This is a genomic window from Nocardia transvalensis, from assembly GCF_015477765.1.
Classification (GTDB): domain Bacteria; phylum Actinomycetota; class Actinomycetes; order Mycobacteriales; family Mycobacteriaceae; genus Nocardia; species Nocardia transvalensis_A.
In genome coordinates this window covers 673,382-692,086 of the sequence record NZ_JADLQQ010000002.1, presented here as the reverse complement: position 1 = coordinate 692,086, position 18,705 = coordinate 673,382, and the positions used below count along the sequence as shown (strand labels likewise).

The window sequence follows — 18,705 nt, the reverse complement described above, 5'->3', positions numbered from 1 at the left end:
GAAGCTCGCCCGGAGCTGCCTCGCGATGAGGGGTGACAAAGGAGGGAATCATGACATCCACTCGACTACACCAGCGGCGTCATCGGCGTCGTACCCGCGGGATCGTGCTGTCCGCCTCGGCCGTGGCGCTGCTGCTGTCCGGTGCGCCCGCGCTGGCGGACCCGCCGGGAGAGCCGGTCATCGCCGACGGGGAGGCCCAGCCGGCGTTCGATCCGGCCGCCTCGGTCCGGGAGGACCTGTGGGTGCGCGCCCCGGTGGACAGCGACGGCGACGGCAAGGACGACGAGGTGCACGTCCAGGTCGTCCGACCGGCACAGGCCACCGGCAAGCTCCCGGTGGTGTACCAGGCGAGTCCGTACTTCGCCGGGGGAAACGACGTGGCCAACCACAATGTGGACGTCGAACTCTATGTGCCCGGTGGTCCCGAGGCGCGGCTCGCACCGGCACCCGGGCCGATGCGCAATCGGGTGGCCGAGGAACTCGGGGCGGCCGGAATCACCCTCGCCGACGGCCGGATCACCTGGCAGTACGAGGAATTCTTCCTGGCCCGCGGCTACGCCGTGATGTACGGCGAATCGCTGGGAACCGGGAAGTCCACCGGCTGCCCGACCACGGGCGCGGACAACGAGACCGTCGGCGCACGGGCCCCGATCGACTGGCTCAACGGCCGGGCCAAGGCGCGTGACGCGCAGGGCAAACCGGTCGTAGCCCGTTGGGCCAGTGGCAAGGTCGGCATGATGGGCGTGTCCTACAACGGCACCCTGCCCAATGCGGTCGCCGCCACCGGAGTGCCGGGCCTGGAGGCCATCGTGCCCATCGCCGCCATCAGCAACTGGTACGACTACTATCGGGGCGACGGCGCTGTGGTCGCCCCCGGCGGTTACCAGGGTGAGGACGCCGACGTACTCGCCGAATACGTCTACACCCGCGCCGACCGGCAGATCTGCAAGCCGGTCATCGAGCGGCTCGAGCGGGACCAGGACCGGGTCACCGGCGATTACAGCCCATTCTGGGACGCGCGCAACTACCTGAATCACATCGACAAGGTGCGTGCCGCCGTGCTGGCCGTGCACGGGCTCAACGACTTCAACGTCAAGACCGAGCACGTCGCCCAGTGGTACAGCGCGCTCGCCGAAGCCGGTGTGCCGCACAAGATCTGGCTGCATCAATCCGGTCACGTCGACCCCCTCGGCCTGCGCAGGCAGGAATGGCTGCGCACGGTGAACCGCTGGTTCGGCAAGTATCTGCTGGGTAAGGACAACGGAATCGACAAAGAGCCCAAGGCCACCATCCAGCGGGAGGACAAGTCCTGGGTCGACGAGGCGGACTGGCCCGCCCCCGGCACCTCTCCCGCGGCCGCGGTATTCCAGCCCGGCGGACGCAACATCGGCGGCCTCGCTCCCACCGGCGCCGGTCGTGTCAGTGAGTCCCTCGACGACGATGCCACCAAGCTCGCCGCCGACCTCGTCGCCGCGCCCAGCTCGCCGAACCGGCTGGCCTACTTCGCCAAGCCCGCCAAAACGTCCCTCCGGATGAGCGGCACCGTCGGCGTCACCTTCCGGATGTCGTTCCAGCGCCCGGCCGCCAATATCACTGCGCTGCTGGTGGATCGGGCACCCGACGGCAGCTCCCGGATCGTGACCAGGGGCTGGGTGGACCCGCAGAACCGCAACGACATCGGCAAGACAACCCCGATCACCCCGGGCGAGGAGTACGAGATCAAGCTGGCCATGCAGCCGCACGACTATGTGCTGCCGCAGGGACATCGGCTGGGCGTGGTGGTGTTGTCCAGTGACAACGAATTCACCTTGCGCCCCAGGCCGGGACCCGGCTTCGCGGTGAACCTCGCCGACACCCGGGTCACCTTCCCGGTGGTCGGCGGCCAAGCCGCCCTCGACGCCGCGATCGGCTAGCGGCCCGCTCTCAACGCATGAAGTGAACGGCCCGGAACACTCGTTCCGGGCCGTTCGCCAGCGTTGACAGTTCCAGTCGGCCTGGCCGGGGCCTAACCTTGCCCGGTCGCATTCACTGATTGGAGATGCGCGGGGTCGGGCAGCTTGGTCTTGCCGTAGAGGCGCTGAGCGTTTCGGCCGAGGATATTGTTGCGGGCGGTCTCCGACAGTCCGTCGATGGTCATGATCCGGGCCGGGGGATCGAAATCCCAGTGCGGCCAATCCGAGGAATACAGCAGGGTGTTCTCGGCGTCCATCATCTTCAGGGTCTGAGCCAGTGCCTCGGGGTGGGAGACCTCGAGGGGCTGGGAGGTGTAGTACATCTGCCGCATGTATTCGCTGGGGCGTTTGGTCAGCAGCGGTGCATCGGAAATGCGCAGCAGGAACTCGTGATCCAGGCGCTGCATCATGAACGGAATCCACGCCAGGCCGCTCTCGATCCAGATCACCTTCAGCCTCGGAAACCGTTCCGGCATACCGTTGAACAACCAGTTGCTGAGATGGGTCATATTGCAGGTGACGAACGACATCGCATGGACGGCGGTGAACCGGTTCATGACCTTCGTCCACGAGTCGCCCCAGTTCGGGCCGGCGTGGAATCCGAGTGGCATACCGAGTTTTTCGAGTTCGGCGTAGACGCGCATGTACTGGTTGTCGTGGACGCTGAAGAATCGCTGGCTGGTGATCAGGAACCCGAGCACATTCGGGTTGTCGTGGTAGAGGCGGATCGTCTCCAGCGCGGCGTCGGGATCGGTGATCGGCAGCGACAGCATGGATTTGATGCGCGGATCCCGGCCGAGCACGGTCGCGACGAACCATTTGTTGTAGGCCATGATCAGCGCCGTGGCGATGCGTTCGTTGGGGTGCAGCCCCAGGTCGAGCATCGTCTGGGGAAACACCACCTGATAGTCCAGCCCGAGTGCCTCGATCGCGCGTTCGGTGACGGTGAATGCGTGCTCGGCCCCGCCGGGCACCGGTTCGTTGCGTTCGGCCGAATGCGGGATACGCCCGCCGATCTCTTGGAAGCGCAGGCCCGGCGAATGCCCGGTCAGCGCGTACTGGCCGCCGTTGGACACCGATTCGGCGATACCTTTGCCGTAGTCGCGCAGCACGTCGTCGTCGATATTGTCGAGCACGTCGGACCATTCCAGGGATTCCTCGTGGTGGGAATCGACGTCGACGATCAGGCGGTGGTGCAGGCCGAAAGTGTCGACATCGCGTGCGGCGTTGGCGAGGATGGCACGGGTGTCGGAATGAACGTTGAACTCCTGGACCGGATTGATCCGCACGCGCGGACGCTCGGGAGCCGTTGTCATGACAGTCCTTTCGTGCGGTCGACGTGGGACATCCACAGCGCCAGGTCGAAGGTGTTGAGGTTCTGCGCCCGCATCAGCGCCGAAATCAGCATCACCGCGTCGGTCGCCGACATCGGACCGGGATCGACGTCCACCGGACGCCCGGCGGCCGCGCAGGCGGCGGTGTACAGGCGGGCGGTGTCGGCGACCAGCCCCGACAGCGCCGTGGACGTCAGATCCGTCGGTTCGCCCTCGCGCAGCCGCTCCACGCACTCGCGCAGCCGGGCGGTCACCTCGAGCAGTTCGGTGCTGGAGATCTCCGCTTCGGAAGCGGTTGCCGGACTAGACGACGACATAGATCTCACCGCCTCGTTCCTCGACATCGACCGGATTCAGCCGGAGATCGGGCGCCGCGGCGTGCACGCCGGTGGTGATGACGTATTCGGCGCCGTGCCACGGGCAGACGATGTGCATTTCCGAACGGTCGTAGACCATCCCGTGCGCCCGCTTGTCCGCATCGAGGTTCTCGCGCACCTTCGGCAGAATCCTGCCCTGACAGACCGGCCCGCCTTGATGAGCACACGTGTTGTCGTAGGCGTAGAGCCGGCCCTGCACGCGGAAGATGCCGATCGTGCGATCCCCCACGTCGACCACCAGCCTGCCCAGTTCAGGGATGTCTTCGGTCCTGCCGACCACAATTGCGGTCCCACCGAGAGCAGTCACTGTTTGCTCCTTATTGTCGGATAATGCATCAAGATGCGCCGTGGTGGACATGTCCCGCGGATTTGTTGATTTCAGACTATTAGCTGAGGGGTCCTTTGCGTGGTTACTCTGGTGACAGGCTATGGACAAAAACGGACAACGGCGCATCCCTGATGTCTCGTTCCGGCCGGTGCTCGGCACGCCCGCCGGTATCGAGGTCTGCGATTTCGCCGAACTGCCGATCCGGGCGCGCAATCACGGGGTGAACCCGTTCGAGCCGGCCCGGCTGACCTTCCACACCTTGATCACCGTGCGATCGGGCCGATTGCGGCACATCGTCGACGTCGTCGACCACACTCTCGGCCCCGACGACTGGCTGTGGGTGCGCCCCGGCCAGGTCCACCAGTTCACCCCCGACCTGTACCGGGCCGACGGTCTGATCCTGTACTTCTCCGCCAGTTACCTGGACACCGCGACCGTGGCCGCTGCGCTGGCCGACGAACCGATCCATCAGCGCCCGGTGCGCCCGGCCTCGTCGGACCGCCTCGCGCTGCACGCGACATCGGACCTGCTGCGCGCCGAATACCAGCGCAAGACCGCGCTGCCGGACGCCGTGCGCGTCGAGCTGGCACGCCACCTACTGACCACGATCGTGCTGCGCCTGGCGCACCTGCAGGACGTCGACCACCCGGTTCGAGCAGGTGGGGATGCCTTCCACCGCTTCCGTCGAGCGGTGGAACAGAACTACATGCACACACATCGCGTCGCCGACTATGCCCGCGAATTGGGCTACAGCACCCGTACCCTCACCCGCGCGGCCCTGGCCGCCACCGGCCACGGCGCCAAAACCTACATCGACGACCGCGTCCTGCTCGAGGCCAAGAGACTGCTCGTGCACACCGACCTGCCGGCCGCGGCCATCGGCGCCCGCGTCGGCCTCCCCGACCCGACCGCGTTCAACCGATTCTTCCGCCAGCGCACCGGAACGACACCGGCCGCATTCCGAACCGGCGCATAACCGTTTGACGCGCATCGGCTTTCGCGAGCTAGGTTCGTGCCATGCGAGCGTCCGCCTACCCACCGGAGAAGCCCCGACCGGGAGACCGTGTCGCCATCGTGTCGCCGTCCAGCGGCTTGCCCGCGCTCTTCCCGCTGCCCTATGAACTCGGCCTGCGCAGGCTGCGTGAGGATTTCGGTCTCGAGCCGGTGGAGTACCCGACGACCCGCCGGATGGGCTGCACTCCCGCCGAGCGCGCCGCCGATATCCACGCCGCCTTCGCCGACCCGTCGATCGCCGCGGTGATCGCCAGCATCGGCGGGGACGACCAGATCGCCGTGCTCCCCCATCTGGACCCGGAGCTGCTGTCCGCCAACCCCAAACCGTTCTTCGGATACAGCGACAAAACGAACCTGCTGGCCTACCTGGACAGCCTGGGCATCGTCGGATATCACGGTGCCACCGTGATGGCGCAATTCGGCAGACCGGGCACGATGCATCCGATGACGGCCGATTCACTGCGAGCCGCCCTGTTCACCTCCGGTGAGTACGAGTTGCGCCCCGCGCAGTCCTACGGCGACATCGATCGTGACTGGACAGATCCGGACACCTTCACCTCCGAACCCGTCATGCGGCCCTGCGAGCCCTGGGCCTGGCACAACGCCGACGGCATTGTCACCGGGCCCGGTTGGGGCGGCAACCTCGAGATCCTGTCGTGGCTGCTCATGGCCGATCGTGCGATCGGGCCCGCCGCGCAGTACGCCGGAAGCGTGCTGTTCCTGGAGACCTCCGAAGAGCTGCCCTCGGCCACCGAGGTCTACCGCATCCTGCGCAATATGGGCGAGCGCGGCCTGCTGGCCCAATTCCCCGCCGTGCTGTTCGCCAAGCCCAAAACCTGGTCCCTGAACCGCCACACCACTCCGGACGAACAGGCCGCCTACCGAAACGACCAGCGCGCCGCCGTCCTCCGAGCCCTCGCCGAGTACGCCCCCGACACCATGGCCGTCTTCGACCTCGACTTCGGCCATACCGACCCCCAACTGGTCATCCCCTACGGTGGCCGCATCCGGGTGGACGGCCCGTCCCGCAGGATCTTCGTCGCGTATTGAGCCGCAGGAATCGTTGCCGAACGGCTCCGAGGGCAGCGGTGGCGTTGCTATTGTTTCGCCCATATCGGGCACCGACGGCGGTAGGTCGACGCCGGGTGGCCGAGGGAAAGGGCAAGATGTGGCGCCGGATGACGAACGGGTAGCCGCCGTGCCGCGGGGCGGGTCGGCGGTTCCGGAGGCCAATGGCACAGTCGCACCGGGGGATTCAGCGGATGAGCCGACGATCGCGGTGCCCGGCGATGCGCGGATCGCGGCCGTGGAGGTCGACGACGAGGAGCGGCCCGCACGCCTGCTGAGCGGTTGGCCCGAGCGGGTGGTCGCGACGGCGTCGTTCGCGGTGGCGCTGCTGGCGCTGTGGCAGGTGTTCCGGCCGTTGCCGCAGGGCAGCCAGTACTACCTGGTGGTCTTCCTCGCCGGGACACTGCCGCTGGTCTTTCTCGCCTACCGATCCGGGGTGCGGTGGCTCGATCGCGCGGCGGACCGACCCGCAATCGTGGACTGGGGATTGGCGGCGCTGGCCGTGGCGGTCTGCCTGTATCCGGTGCTGCCGTGGCAGATCGGTTCGGGCGCAGGCGGATACGACGCCTTCCTGAATCGGCAGGGGCTGCTGGATCCGGTCGACGTCACCATGGGCGCGGTGCTGCTCGTGCTGGTGCTGGAGGCATGCCGGCGCACCACCGGCTGGGTGCTTCCGGTGGTGTGTTTGGTCTTTCTGGCCTACGGCTACTACGGCGGGCTGCTGCCGCAGCAGTGGAGCGTGGCGCACGCGGGCCTGGACTTCGGGCAGATCGTCGATGCGCTCTACAACTCCGGTAGCGGGTTCTACGGCACTCCACTCGATGTCGCCGCCAGCTATATCGTGCTGTTCACCCTCTACGGCGCGGTGCTCGAATTCTCCGGCGCGGCACAGTTTTTCGTCGACCTGTCGGTGTCGGTGTTCCGGCGGTCGCGCAGCGCGGCCGGGCGGACCACGGTGGCCTCGGGCTTTCTGCTCGGCACGGTCTCCGGTTCGGGCACCGCCACCGCGGTGAGCGTCGGCGCGGTGACCTGGCCGATTCTGCGGCGCGCCGGATATCCGCCCGAACAGGCGGGCGGCATGCTCGCCGCGGCGGGTGTCGGCGCGATTCTGTCGCCGCCCACGCTCGGCGTGGCCGCCTTCATCGTCGCCGAATACCTCGAGGTGTCGTATGTGACGGTGCTGGGCTGGGCGCTGATTCCGACGCTGCTCTACTACCTCGGGATCCTGCTCGCCGTGGAGATCGACGCGCGGCGCTTCGGCACGCGACCGGTCGAGATCGCCGGGCCGTCGATGTGGCGGCTGCTCGGCCGGTTCGGCTATCACTTCTCCTCGCTCATCGCGATCGTGGTGCTGTTGCTGATCGGGGTGTCGGCCACCAAGGCCGTCGTCTATGCGACCGCGTTGGCGTTCGTGCTGACCTTCTTCGACCGTCGGACCCGCGCGGCCGCGCTGTCGCCGCGCCGGCTGTTCCAGGCGCTGGGCAGCGGCGTGCGCTCGGCACTGCCGGTGGTCGCGGTGTGCACCGCCGCCGGAGTGATCACCGCGACCACCACCAAGACCGGGCTCGGCGCGCAGGTGGCGGCGCTGCTGGTGCGCGGGGCGAGCGCACTGTCGGACAACCACACCGTAATACTGGCGTGCACAGTCGTTTTCGCGGCGATCGCGCTGTCGCTGCTGGGGCTCGCGGTTCCGGTCACCGCGTCGTTCATCATCGGCTGGGCGATCATCGGCCCCGCCCTGCTCGCCCTGGACGTGCCCGCACCCGCCGCGGCGATGTTCGTCTTCTACTACTCGGTGCTCTCGGAGGTGACACCGCCGACCGCGCTGGCCGCGGTCGGCGCGGCCGCGATCACCGGCGCCCGCACGGTGCCGACGATGTGGCAGGCGCTGAAATATGCGCTGCCCGCCTTCCTGGTGCCGCTGGTGTTCGTGCTCAGCGGCCCTGGCGAGCAGTTGCTCGGCCGCGGCCCGGTCCTGGGCGTGTTGTGGACGACCGCGGTGTCCTGTGTGGCGGTGGCGGCGCTGGCCGTCGCGACCGGCGGCTGGCTGCTGGGTGTCGGCCCGATCCGACTGCCCGGCCGGGTGCTCGCGGCGGTGGGCGGGCTGGCGCTGCTGTATCTGGAACCGATGTCGCTGCTGGTGGGCTCGGCCGCGGTGGTCGCGGCCGTCGGAATCGGCCTGCTCGATCGAAGGAGAACCGCATGAGAACAGCCGCACTGGTGTGCGCCGTCGTCGTGACAGCCGGGCTGATCGCCGGTTGCGGTGGCCGCCGTGACGCGCCGAGCTCCGATGCCACCGGACCGGTGACCTGTGAGGTGAAGCAGGACACCAGGATCGGCATCGCGACCGGCAACGCCACCGGTGTCTACTTCGCGCTGGGCAACTCCTACGCCGACCAGATCTCCCAGGCCACCGGGGGCAAGGTGAAGGCGACGGCCGCGGAAACCGGTGCGTCCGTGCAGAACATCCAGCAGCTGGTCGCGGGCACCTATCAGGTGGCGTTCTCCTTGGCCGATACCGCCGCCGACGCGGTGCTCGGCAAGGAGAGCTTCGACGGCAAAAAGCAGCCGGTGCAGGCCCTTTCGCGGCTCTACCCGAACTACACGCAGGTGGTCGTGCGCAACGGAGCCAACATCGGCTCGCTCGCCGACCTGCGCGGTAAGCGCGTCTCCACCGGTTCGCCGAAGTCCGGCACCGAGGTGATCGCGCAGCGCGTGCTGCGGGCCGCCGGGCTCGACCCGGACCGCGACATCTCGGCGCAGCGTCTGGACCTCACCAAAACAGTCGACGGCATGAAGGACGGCTCGATCGACGCCATGTTCTTCTCCGGCGGCCTGCCCACCCCCGGCATCACCGACCTGTTCACCTCGGCCCGCGACCGGGTCCGCCTGCTGGACATCTCCGCCGCCCTGCCGGGCCTGCGCGATATCAGCACGGTCTATGAGCTCTCCCCCATCCCGGCCGCGACCTACGGCCAGCCCGCCGACGTGCAAACCGTCGTCGTTCCCAATGTCCTGCTGGTCCGCGACGATATCGACGCCAACCTGGCCTGCGTCCTGACCAAGGTCCTCTTCGACCGCAAAACCCAACTGGAGCAGGCGAATTCGGCCGCCAAGGGCATATCCCGCGAGACCGCGAAGAACACCGAGCCCGTCCCGCTGCACCGGGGCTCCCAGCAGGCGCTGTCGTAGGGCCCGCCCTTCGCGGGCCGCGGTCTCAGCACTCGATGACGTTGACGGCGAGGCCGCCGCGGCTGGTTTCCTTGTATTTGTCGCTCATGTCGGCACCGGTTGCGCGCATGGTCTTGATCGCCTTGTCGAGGGAGACCACGTGGACACCGTTGCCGCGCAGGGCTATTCGGGCGGCGTTGATTGCCTGGACGGCCGCCACGGCGTTGCGTTCGATGCACGGGATCTGCACCAGGCCGCCGATCGGGTCACAGGTGAGTCCGAGGTGGTGTTCGAGTCCGATCTCGGCGGCGTTCTCCACCTGTTCGGGGCTGCCGCCGAGGACCTCGGTGAGTCCCGCGGCCGCCATGGCGGATGCCGAGCCGACCTCACCCTGGCAGCCGACCTCGGCGCCGGAGATCGAACCGGTCTCCTTGAGCACCACGCCGATCGCGCCCGCGGTGAGCAGGAACCGGACGGTGCCCGCGTCGTCGGCGCCGGGAACGAACCGGCGGTAGTAGTGCAGGACGGCGGGAACGATGCCGGCGGCACCGTTGGTGGGGGCGGTGACGACCCGGCCGCCGGCGGCGTTCTCCTCGTTGACCGCCATCGCGTACAGGCTGACCCAATCCATGGCGGCCAGCGGATCGCCCGCCTTTTCCGCAATCAGCTTGTCGTACAGGGTTTTCGCGCGACGAGGCACGAACAGCCCGCCGGGCAGGACGCCGTCGCGTTCGCAGCCGCGGCGCACGCAGTCGGCCATCACCTGCCAGATCCGCAGTAGTCCCGCATCGATCTCGGCATCGGTGCGCCGCACGCGCTCGTTGGCACGCATGACCGCACTCACCGGGAGATCGTGGGCGCGGCACCGGGCGAGCAGGTCGTCGGCGGTACGGAACGGATGCGGGACGGCGGGCTCGGTGGTCGACACCGGTGCCGACACGGCGGACTCGTCATGCACGAAGCCGCCGCCCACGGAGTAGTAAACACGTTCCGACAGTGGGGTATTCGTGCCGTCGACGGCCCGGAACCGCATGCCGTTGGGATGGCCGGGCAGCGACTCGCGCAGGTGCAGGACGAGGTCGGTCTCGTCGAAGTCGATCTCGGGTCCGCCCGGCAACCGCAGGCGGCGCTGTGACCGTACGGCGTCGACGATCCCCGGCGCGGCATCGGTGTCGACGGTCTCCGGGCGCTCGCCACACAGCCCGAGGATCACCGCGTGGTCACTGCCGTGCCCGCGCCCGGTCGCGCCCAGCGATCCGTACAGCTCGGCGCGGACCCGTGTCGTGCGGTCCAGATGTCCTTCGGCGGCAAGGGATTCGACGAACATCAATGCCGCGCGCATCGGCCCGACGGTGTGCGAGCTCGACGGCCCGACGCCGATGCTGAACATGTCGAACACGCTCAGGGTCATGGTCGTTCCTCAGGCGGTCAGCGCGGCATAGGCCGAGGCGTCCAGCAGTTCGCCGACCTCCTCGACCCGGACGCGGAACAGCCAGCCCTTGCCGTAGGGGTCGGTATTCACGATCTCGGGACCCTCCACGACGGCGTCGTTCACCTCGACGACCTCGCCCGACACCGGTGAGTACAGATCGCTGACGGACTTGGTGGATTCGATCTCACCGCACGTCTCGCCACGAACGACGCGGTCGCCGACGGCGGGCAGCTGGACGAACACGATGTCACCGAGCGAGGACGCGGCGTATTCGGTCACGCCGATGGTGGCGACATCATCGGCGGTGTCGAGCCACTCGTGCTCTTCGGTGTAACGCAGATGCTCGGGAAAGCTCATGGCGGACAGGCCTTTCAGGAACGGGAGTAGAAGGGAAGGGAGGTGACCTCGACCGGCTCGCGGCGGCCACGGATGTCGACGGTCAATGCGGTGCCCGCCTCGGCGTACTTGGTGGCCACCATCGCCATCGCAATCGGCTTTGCGAGCGTGGGCGACAGTGCGCCACTGGTGACGACACCGACCTCGTTGTCACCGTCGAACACGGAATAGCCGTGCCGCCCCGCGCGGCGGCCATCACCGGCCAATCCGACCAGAATCCGATCGCTCCCGGCCTGCCGCCGAGCGGCCAGCGCCTCGCGACCGACGAACCTGCCCGGCTTGTCGAACTTCACGACCCGGCCCAGACCGACCTCGAACGGTGTGATGCCCACGTGGAGTTCGTTGCCGTACAACGGCATTCCGGCCTCGAGCCGCAGCGTGTCCCGGCAGGCCAGACCGGCCGGTTGCAGGCCGTGGGGACGGCCCGCGTCGACGAGGGCCCGCCAGACGTCGGCGGAGCGTTGCGGCGGGCAGTACACCTCGAAACCGTCCTCGCCGGTGTACCCGGTCCGGGCCAGCAGCACGTCGACCCCGGCCAGGCGGGTGGCGGTACTCGCGTAATACTTCAGCGCCGCGAGATCGGCGTCGGTCACGGCACCGACGATGGCGGCCGAGCGCGGCCCCTGCACCGCGATCAACGCGAACTCCGCGGAGCGGTCGGTCACCTCGGCGACGAACCCGTGGGCGCGGTCGCGCAGCAGCACGTAGATCACATGGGCATTGGCGGCATTGGCCACTACCAGGAAACGGTCCGGGGCGAGCCGGTACACCACCAGGTCGTCGAGCACACCACCGTTGTCGTGGCACAGCATCGTGTAGCGGGCGCGGCCGACCGGCACCGCGGACAGGTGACCGACCAGCGCGAAGTCCAGCATGCGGGCGGCTTCCGGCCCGGACACCTCGATCTCGCCCATATGGGACAGATCGAAGATCCCGGCGGCCTCCCGCACCGCCCGATGCTCGGCGAGTTCGCTGCTGTAGCGCACCGGCATGCGCCACCCGCCGAAGTCGATGAACGAGGCGCCCGATGCGGAGTGCACGGCATCCAGCGGCGACAGCGTGCTCACCGGCGACCCCCTTCGACGAGGAGGCGGGCGGGCACAACGTCGAAAACGACAGTCATGGGAAGTCCTCGGGTCGACCGGGCTGTCGCCCGGTTACGGAACTCCCCCTCTGTCATGGGACCTGAGAGCTTCACCGCCGAGGGGCGGTTTGCACCGTGGGTGAGGCGCTCGGTACGCCTGCTTTCCAGAGTGGCCTGATCGAAGCGGTACCTGGACCTGAGAGATTCCGGGGAGGTTGCTCCTTCGGCGCCCCGTCACCGGGGACTCTCCCGCTCCAATTCGTCGCGGCCCGATATGTGATTGTGTCGCACAGCATAGGCGACGATCGCCCTACCGGCACATCGGGTGCTGCCGCGGTGTGCGAGCGGCTGTCAATGATCGGTCTCGATCGTGTAGCGGAAGTTGCGGCGGGTGATGGTTACCGCTGCGTTCGGACGGGTTGTCGGCGGTCCGGGTCGGTCGGCCGGGACGGCGTGGATGGTCCAGTGGGACGGGTCGACCGGGTGCGTGTGGCTGATTGCTGCGTGTAGTTCTGCGCCTACGTCAGGGTTTCCGTAGGTCTGCAGGTGGTCGCCGGTGATGAGGGCCAGGCCGTGGCGGTCGGGGTCGAACAGGCCGTAGGAGATATCGGGCGGGTCGGTGAGCGAGAAGATTTGGATGGCCCGGTGGTCCCGGAGTGCGACGGTGGCGTACCAGTGTGCGGGCAGCGTGGGTGCCGCCGTGCTCGCCGGGGCGGCGGACAGGAGGGCCTGCAGGGTGCCGAGGCGGTCGTCGGACAGCGACTCGCCGATCGCGAACCGGGTATCGGAGACCATGCGGTAGCTGTCCGGTCCGGCGTGGTCGCCGCGCAGCCGCAGGAATGCGCAGTGGAGGGCGGACCGGCCCGTGAGCACCCCGCCCTCGTTGTGGAATGCGACCGACAGTTCGACACCGGGGCGCAGCCACAGCGGTACCACCACGATGCCGCCCTCGCGCAGTTGCGCGAGCCAGTGCGGCGACAGGTCGTACACGCCGACCGTGGCGATGATCCGGTCGAAGGGGGCCGCGTCGGGAACACCGGCCCACCCGTCCACGGTGTGCACCGTGACCGATCCGGCCGAGCGGCGCAGTCGCTCGCGAGCGGCCGCGGCCAGCTCCGGATCGATCTCCACGGAGTGCACCTGCCCGCTCGGGCCGACCAGGTGTTGCAGCAGGGCGGCGTTGTAACCACTGGCGGTACCGATCTCGAGAACCTTGTCGCCGGACCGGACGGACAGCTGCTCGAGCATCTGCGCGACCACGGACGGCTGGCTGGCGGTGCTGGTCGGGAAGCCGTCCTCGACGGCCAAGGTCACCGGCGCATCGGTGTAGGCCTGCTCGATCGAGATGCCTTCGGGCAGAAAGTCTTCGCGCGGCACCGTGGACATGGCCGCGCGCACGCGATCGGACAACCCCGGCATCGCCGCCGCTAGTTCGGTCACCATGCGCGCCCGGGCGGTTTCGGCCACCGATGCCTGTCGAGCCATACTCCCTCGCCTCCCTGTCGTCACCCGCGTCTCGCACCCAGTCGGTTCGCTGAACGTTATCTGCTGTGTCGCAACATTTTTCGATCATTGTCACAATGATCCCATCACAGTACGATAAGGCTGCCGACCCAAGCGGGCCCTGGTAGGGCCGCCGATTGTATTCGGGTTCTGCATGTTCGGGGGTTCGTGGTCACCGGTCGGTTCGTTCGCCAGGTGAAGGGAGGGTTGCGAACATGGTCAAGTGGGAGAAGCCGCAGGTGCGGGAGCTTCCGGTGGCCGAGCTGGAGAGCATGGCCGAACTGGATGTCGCCTTTGCGGTCATCACGGTCTGCACGGACTTCGTCTGAACCGTGCGATAGGCGGGTCCCGGCCGGCCATGGACCGCCGGGGCCCTGTCTTCTGTGTTGCCTTCTGTTGTCCGTCGACGGTCGGGGGATCTGTTGAATGCGTCTGTGGCCGGGAGTTCACCACGGCAGGTGGTGCGTTCGCCGTACGTCACGGTGTGTTGGTCGAACTCCGGCATGATCGCCACGGCCGGCACCAGCGGCCGGCGCTATCGGCTGACCGACCCGGCGTGGCAGGTCCTCACCGCCGCCGACGTGCCCGCCACCGTCGACAAATTGGCGGAGGTGAGCGGGGCGAGCCCGGACGTGGTGCTCGGCCTGGTCGCTGCGGAGCTGCTGATAGAACCGCGCAGGCTGTCGGCCGGAGCCTGGTGGGATCCCCATGAACTCGTGATTCAGCGGATGCGCGCCACGGGACACAAACGCCCGGTGCTGCATCCGGAGGATATGCCTTCGCCGCGTAAACCCTTGGGCGGCGAGGTCGTGGCCCTGCCGGATGGCGATCTCGATCTGCCCGCGGATCCCGCGTTCTTCACCGAGGTGCTGTCGCGCCGCCGGACCTGCCGCCGATTCGCCGATCGGCCCCTCGATCTACCGACTCTGGGTCGATTCCTGCGGGCAACGTCCGAGGTCCAGCACAGTGCCGAGGCCTATGGCAGCGGCGTCAGCTGGCGGCCGGTTCCCTCGGGCGGTGGCCGCCATCCCCTGGAGATCTATCTGTGGCCGGTGCAGATGCCCGATCTGGCACCGGCGATCTACCGCTTCGATCCATTCGCCTCGGTGCTGTGCCGACACGGCGACCTGGACGAGTGGTTCGCGCGGATGCCGGAACAACTGCGCGAGCAAACCGAACTGCTCGAGGGTGATCCGGCGGTGGTACTGCTGGTCACCGCGGTCTTCGGGCGCACCATGTGGAAGTACGAGAACAACGGCCTGAGCATCGTCTACCAGGATCTCGGCGCGCTCTATCAGACGTGGTATCTGGTCGCCACGGCGCTCGGTCTGGGCGGATGCGTTCTCAACGGCGGCAACGAACTGGTCAATGCGCGGATGCTCGGACTGGATCCGCTGATCGAGGGCCATGTCGGCGGCTTCCTGCTCGGTTGGCCACGCGACGAGCGGTATCGAGATCCGCTGAGCGAGCTTCTCGGCACGAGGGAGTGAGCGGTGCCGTCCTGGGAGCGCCGCTACGGCCGCTACGCGCTGCGCCGGCTGGCAGGTCCGCGTACCCGGGCCGTCGGCGGGCGAGAGGTCGAGCAGGCATTGCGCAGGCAGTGGGATGAGGCCGCCGTAGCGGCTCACCGCGACGCCCTGCTGGGAAACGTGCTGGCAGCGGCCGGCGCGACCGCGTATTACCCGGCGGCCGTGGGTGATGCCGCCGTGGGTGCGATCACGAATGTGGACGAACTTGCCCGCCTGCCCGTACTGCCCCGTGCCGAACTGCGCTCGCGGACAGCCGCTCTCGCCAATACCGCGCTGTCTCCCGAGGAGGTGGACGTCACCTTCACCTCCGGCACCCAGGGCGCGGCCAGTCATGTCCTGCGCAGCCGGTCGTCCCTGCGTCACCGAGCGATCTGCGAACGCCGCTGGTATCGCGGGCTCGGACTCCCCTGGGTCTTCGACATCACCTGCGCCACACCGTGGCCGGGTTCCGGACGCGACAATGCCGTCGTCCGTGACTCCCGGGTCGGATACCGCGAAGAGGGTGTGGATACCGTCCTCGAGCGGTTGGGCCGCAACAGAATCGGCAGTGAGCTGCTCCTGGTGGGACCGGATATGGTGCCCGCCTTGGCCGCACGAGTCACCCGCTGGGACGGTGTCGTCGCGGTCGCCTCCTCGTTCGAGGTGCTGCGGCCCGAGCACGCTCGCGGTTGGCGGCCGGAATTCCCTCCCCTGGTCCAGATGTACTGTGCCGCGGAAATTTCCGTGCCACTGGCATTCTCGTTCCCGGAATGCACCGGCATGCACGTCAATGCGGACTACCTGCACCTGGAGGTGGTCGACGACGACGGGAGACCCCAGGATTACGGCCGGGCCGGGCGGCTGGCGGTGACGGATCTGGTCGATACGGCAATGCCGTTGCTGCGCTATCTGATCGGCGATGCGGCGATTCTGCGGCCACCGTCGGACTGCGGATGCGGGCGGGTGCTGCCGCTGGTGGAGGTGCTCGGCCGCCTCCCCGACGGCGACCGGATGATCGCACAGGTTCCGGTGCACCGCCTGCTCACCGCCGCCTCCGCGGTCACCGAGCACGGCTTCGTCCTCGAACATCGCGACGAGGAGACCGCGGTGATGCATGTGGATCGCCGCGATGACGCCGAGCGCGTGGCCGCGGCGCTGCGAACCGAAAATGCCGCACTCGAAGTCGATATCCGTCCCCTGGCGGGACCGCTCACCGATCTGGCATGCCCGCAGGGGCGTGTCCTGTCGGTCGCGGCACGCCACCCCTACCGCGAGGGCGCCACCGCGACCATGCCGCACCGCATTCGCGCGGTGCATGCGGTGCCCGGCCCGACGAGTGCCGGGCCGTCCTCATCCCGCAGCCTTGCCCGTCGACTGCTGCGTGAACGGTATCGTGCCGCCGGAACCACCACGGAGATCTCGATCCTCGACGCATCGCGCAGCATGTCTCCGCTGTTCGGCACGGCGACCCGCGTGCGGATCGCCTGGGGTACACCGGATCCGGCCGCCGCGGTGGGCAGCATCGCGCTGGTGGAACTTCCGCAGGACATTCTCGCCGCCCACCGCATCGCTGCCTGGCGCACCGGCGAGGACGGTACGGAAATCCTGCAGTGCGCCGACAACTACGACCGGAACAACCCGTACTCCGCATTCTGGGTACCACTGGATTCGGTGCTCGGCACCGTGATCGCGGCCAGGACAACCCGGCGCGCAAAGACCACCACCGTGCATCTGATCGGCCCGGTGGCCCGGCGATCGGGCCGCATCGTCGCCGCGGCCGACCGCTGGGTCGTCGCGGCACAGCGACGGCGCCTGCCACTGGCGGTGGTTCTCGCGGCCGTGCTCACCCAGCGAATCGCCTTCCGTATCACGAACGTAGTGCTGCGCCTGGTCGGTGCGCCGTCTCATCGACTCGAAAGGGGAACCCGACAATCATGACAGCCAGTCACATCCGGTACCGGCCCGCCCCGACGGTCACCGCCCAGGATCTCGGCGATCGCATCCTGCTCACTCCGCTGGGCGGCGCCTATCTCGTGCTGGAAGGCACCGCCGCGACGCTGTGGCGGCTGCTGGACCAACCGCGTTCGGTGGACGAACTCGCCGACGAATGCGCCCGCCGATACGACGGCGTTCCCGAGCAGATTCGCATCGATATCGCCGACACGATGAACGAGTGGAGCGAGCGCGGGCTCGTGCGCACCGCCGGTTCGGCGCCCGAAACAGCCGAGAAGACAGCAGGTTCGAAGTGAACGCCGCACCGGCAACGCCCGCACCCCGGTCCGGCACCGCCGAGACCGAACCCCGGGTGTTGCGGTTGCGTGCCTTCGGAAGTCCGGACCAGCTCGCCGGAATCGAGCCCGCGCTGACCGCCGCCTTCGCGCGCTGGGCTCCGATCTGGCAGTCACCGGCCACGGTCGACATCCGCTACTTTCGCCCCCGGCCCGAACTGCACGGGCACGTCCTGATTCTCGGTGAATGCGAGACCGACTCCGCGCCCGTGGCGGTCGCCGGATGCGACCTCGATCCCGAGGCGGCGGCGAACTCGTGTGTCGGCGAGCTGGTGGAGCGGCAGTGCAGCCGGGCATGGGCCAACCCCGGTTCCCGACAGGCGAAGTCGGCCGATTTCGAGGACGGATCCGCCTTCGCGATCACGGATTACCTCGGCACACCGGTCTTCCCGGATCGCTGGCCCTATCCTCGGTACACCGCCGATCGGCTCCTGACGTGGACCCGGGGCCGTCGCTATCCGGATGGTGACACGATATGGGTGCCCGAAGCGCTGGTGGGCTTGCGCCCCTCCCCCGCGGCCGAACGGCTCACCGAGGTCACCACCGTCGGGCTCGCGTCCGGCGCAACCGCCCGGCAGGCGGCTGCGCACGGTCTGTACGAACTGCTGGAGCGGGCCACCGTCATGGGCTACTGGCAGACCGGTACGCCGATGGAACTGCTCACCGGCTGGGCACTGGCAGACCACGCCGAATTCCTGGCCGAAGAGCGGGCTCTGGGGTGGCACACCCAGCTGCTGCAGGCCCGCAGTCCCGTCGGAACGGGAGTCGTGGTCGCGCTGTCCCGGCACCTCGAAATGCCTGCCTTCGGAGTGGGTTTGAGCGCACATCCGCTCCCGGCCGAGCGGATCGGGCATGCGCTCGCCGAGATGGTGCAGATCCGGTTGCTGGCCAGCCTGCACCGTGGCCGGTCCACCGACACCCTCGACAGCTTCGAAGACCACGTCATCTACTACTGCCACCCGGACCGGTTCTCTCTGCTCGACACGCTGGTCGGCCCGCCGACCGACGAGGTGATCGATCGGCGCGGAGAAAACGATATGCAGGTGGTAGCGCGACTGGTCGACGCCGGATCCCAGGTGGCCGCCGTCGAATTGGCCGGTGCGGGAGGTGAGGGACCGGCCGTGGCGCGCGTGCTGGCAACCCGCCTGCCGCATATGGAGGTTCGCGAAGCGTGCGCGCGGCTGCCGTTGCCCGGTCAGGCCACGATCGGTAGGCCGGGCCCGTATCGCCCGCACCCCTACCCGTGATCG

Annotated in this window: 16 protein-coding genes and 1 riboswitch; of the genes, 9 read left to right on the top strand and 7 right to left on the bottom strand. The window is 68.3% G+C overall.

Annotated features, from left to right (window positions below; all coding sequences use genetic code 11):
- Positions 1-50: 50 nt before the first annotated feature.
- Positions 51-1,913, top strand: a complete 1,863-nt coding sequence (locus IU452_RS07230) for a Xaa-Pro dipeptidyl-peptidase (RefSeq protein ID WP_195108093.1) — start codon at positions 51-53, stop codon at positions 1,911-1,913.
- Positions 1,914-2,005: 92 nt separating this feature from the next.
- Here IU452_RS07230 and IU452_RS07225 read toward each other — a convergent pair whose 3' ends face one another.
- From IU452_RS07225 to IU452_RS07215, 3 genes are read right to left on the bottom strand one after another with little or no spacing between them, the layout of a single operon-like run.
- Positions 2,006-3,268: an amidohydrolase family protein gene (locus IU452_RS07225; protein ID WP_195108092.1), complete on the bottom strand. Its 1,263-nt coding sequence runs from the start codon at positions 3,266-3,268 to the stop codon at positions 2,006-2,008.
- Entirely contained in the window at positions 3,265-3,603 is a 339-nt protein-coding gene (locus IU452_RS07220; RefSeq protein WP_195108091.1) for a hypothetical protein, read from the bottom strand. Before IU452_RS07220 ends, IU452_RS07225 begins: the two co-directional genes overlap by 4 nt.
- Positions 3,590-3,970 carry a Rieske (2Fe-2S) protein gene (locus IU452_RS07215; protein ID WP_324192481.1) on the bottom strand — a complete coding sequence of 127 codons (381 nt, stop codon included), beginning with the start codon at positions 3,968-3,970 and terminating at the stop codon, positions 3,590-3,592. Before IU452_RS07215 ends, IU452_RS07220 begins: the two co-directional genes overlap by 14 nt.
- A 121-nt stretch (positions 3,971-4,091) precedes the next feature.
- On the opposite strand from IU452_RS07215, the gene IU452_RS07210 reads away from it, so the two are divergent.
- From IU452_RS07210 to IU452_RS07195, 4 genes are all read left to right on the top strand, one after another.
- Positions 4,092-4,967, top strand: coding sequence for a helix-turn-helix domain-containing protein (locus IU452_RS07210; RefSeq protein WP_195108089.1), 876 nt, complete (start codon positions 4,092-4,094; stop codon positions 4,965-4,967).
- Positions 4,968-5,008: 41 nt separating this feature from the next.
- Positions 5,009-6,055, top strand: a complete 1,047-nt coding sequence (locus tag IU452_RS07205; RefSeq protein ID WP_195108088.1) for a S66 family peptidase — start codon at positions 5,009-5,011, stop codon at positions 6,053-6,055.
- A 229-nt stretch (positions 6,056-6,284) separates the two neighbouring features.
- Positions 6,285-8,279, top strand: coding sequence for a TRAP transporter fused permease subunit (locus IU452_RS07200; RefSeq protein WP_324192494.1), 1,995 nt, complete (start codon positions 6,285-6,287; stop codon positions 8,277-8,279).
- Entirely contained in the window at positions 8,276-9,265 is a 990-nt protein-coding gene (locus tag IU452_RS07195; RefSeq protein ID WP_195108087.1) for a TAXI family TRAP transporter solute-binding subunit, read from the top strand. Before IU452_RS07200 ends, IU452_RS07195 begins: the two co-directional genes overlap by 4 nt.
- Before the next feature lie 25 nt (positions 9,266-9,290).
- Here the strand turns inward: IU452_RS07195 and IU452_RS07190 are convergent, their stop codons facing one another.
- The 4 genes from IU452_RS07190 to IU452_RS07175 form a co-directional block, all read right to left on the bottom strand.
- Positions 9,291-10,655, bottom strand: a complete 1,365-nt coding sequence (locus tag IU452_RS07190; protein ID WP_195108086.1) for an L-serine ammonia-lyase — start codon at positions 10,653-10,655, stop codon at positions 9,291-9,293.
- Between the two features lie 9 nt (positions 10,656-10,664).
- Positions 10,665-11,033, bottom strand: a complete 369-nt coding sequence (gene gcvH / locus IU452_RS07185) for a glycine cleavage system protein GcvH (protein WP_195108085.1) — start codon at positions 11,031-11,033, stop codon at positions 10,665-10,667.
- 14 nt (positions 11,034-11,047) lie between these two features.
- Positions 11,048-12,139: a glycine cleavage system aminomethyltransferase GcvT gene (gene gcvT, locus IU452_RS07180; protein ID WP_195108084.1), complete on the bottom strand. Its 1,092-nt coding sequence runs from the start codon at positions 12,137-12,139 to the stop codon at positions 11,048-11,050.
- Between the two features lie 191 nt (positions 12,140-12,330).
- Positions 12,331-12,418: riboswitch (glycine riboswitch) on the bottom strand.
- Between the two features lie 89 nt (positions 12,419-12,507).
- Positions 12,508-13,641, bottom strand: coding sequence for a protein-L-isoaspartate O-methyltransferase family protein (locus IU452_RS07175; RefSeq protein ID WP_195108083.1), 1,134 nt, complete (start codon positions 13,639-13,641; stop codon positions 12,508-12,510).
- A gap of 521 nt (positions 13,642-14,162) precedes the next feature.
- On the opposite strand from IU452_RS07175, the gene IU452_RS07170 reads away from it, so the two are divergent.
- Genes IU452_RS07170 through IU452_RS07155 form a run of 4 tightly spaced genes read left to right on the top strand, consistent with a single transcriptional unit; the run spans position 14,163 to position 18,702 of the window.
- A complete protein-coding gene (locus tag IU452_RS07170; protein WP_195108082.1) occupies positions 14,163-15,149 on the top strand; it encodes a SagB family peptide dehydrogenase in 987 nt (328 codons plus the stop codon).
- A gap of 3 nt (positions 15,150-15,152) precedes the next feature.
- Entirely contained in the window at positions 15,153-17,105 is a 1,953-nt protein-coding gene (locus IU452_RS07165) for a hypothetical protein (protein ID WP_195108081.1), read from the top strand.
- Positions 17,102-17,416, top strand: a complete 315-nt coding sequence (locus IU452_RS07160) for a PqqD family protein (protein WP_195108080.1) — start codon at positions 17,102-17,104, stop codon at positions 17,414-17,416. The genes IU452_RS07165 and IU452_RS07160 overlap by 4 nt, the downstream gene beginning before the upstream one ends.
- Positions 17,413-18,702: a YcaO-like family protein gene (locus IU452_RS07155; protein ID WP_195108079.1), complete on the top strand. Its 1,290-nt coding sequence runs from the start codon at positions 17,413-17,415 to the stop codon at positions 18,700-18,702. The genes IU452_RS07160 and IU452_RS07155 overlap by 4 nt, the downstream gene beginning before the upstream one ends.
- The last annotated feature ends 3 nt before the right edge of the window (positions 18,703-18,705 follow it).

Excerpts from the sequence above, each read along its gene's own strand:
- IU452_RS07160 (WP_195108080.1), top strand. The coding sequence starts at position 17,102 with ATGACAGCCAGTCACATCCGGTACCGGCCCGCCCCGACGGTCACCGCC.
- IU452_RS07175 (WP_195108083.1), bottom strand. The coding sequence starts at position 13,641 with ATGGCTCGACAGGCATCGGTGGCCGAAACCGCCCGGGCGCGCATGGTG.
- IU452_RS07210 (WP_195108089.1), top strand. The coding sequence starts at position 4,092 with ATGGACAAAAACGGACAACGGCGCATCCCTGATGTCTCGTTCCGGCCG.
- gcvH (WP_195108085.1), bottom strand. The coding sequence starts at position 11,033 with ATGAGCTTTCCCGAGCATCTGCGTTACACCGAAGAGCACGAGTGGCTC.
- IU452_RS07225 (WP_195108092.1), bottom strand. The coding sequence starts at position 3,268 with ATGACAACGGCTCCCGAGCGTCCGCGCGTGCGGATCAATCCGGTCCAG.
- IU452_RS07195 (WP_195108087.1), top strand. The coding sequence starts at position 8,276 with ATGAGAACAGCCGCACTGGTGTGCGCCGTCGTCGTGACAGCCGGGCTG.
- IU452_RS07170 (WP_195108082.1), top strand. The coding sequence starts at position 14,163 with ATGATCGCCACGGCCGGCACCAGCGGCCGGCGCTATCGGCTGACCGAC.
- IU452_RS07220 (WP_195108091.1), bottom strand. The coding sequence starts at position 3,603 with ATGTCGTCGTCTAGTCCGGCAACCGCTTCCGAAGCGGAGATCTCCAGC.
- IU452_RS07190 (WP_195108086.1), bottom strand. The coding sequence starts at position 10,655 with ATGACCCTGAGCGTGTTCGACATGTTCAGCATCGGCGTCGGGCCGTCG.
- IU452_RS07230 (WP_195108093.1), top strand. The coding sequence starts at position 51 with ATGACATCCACTCGACTACACCAGCGGCGTCATCGGCGTCGTACCCGC.
- IU452_RS07205 (WP_195108088.1), top strand. The coding sequence starts at position 5,009 with ATGCGAGCGTCCGCCTACCCACCGGAGAAGCCCCGACCGGGAGACCGT.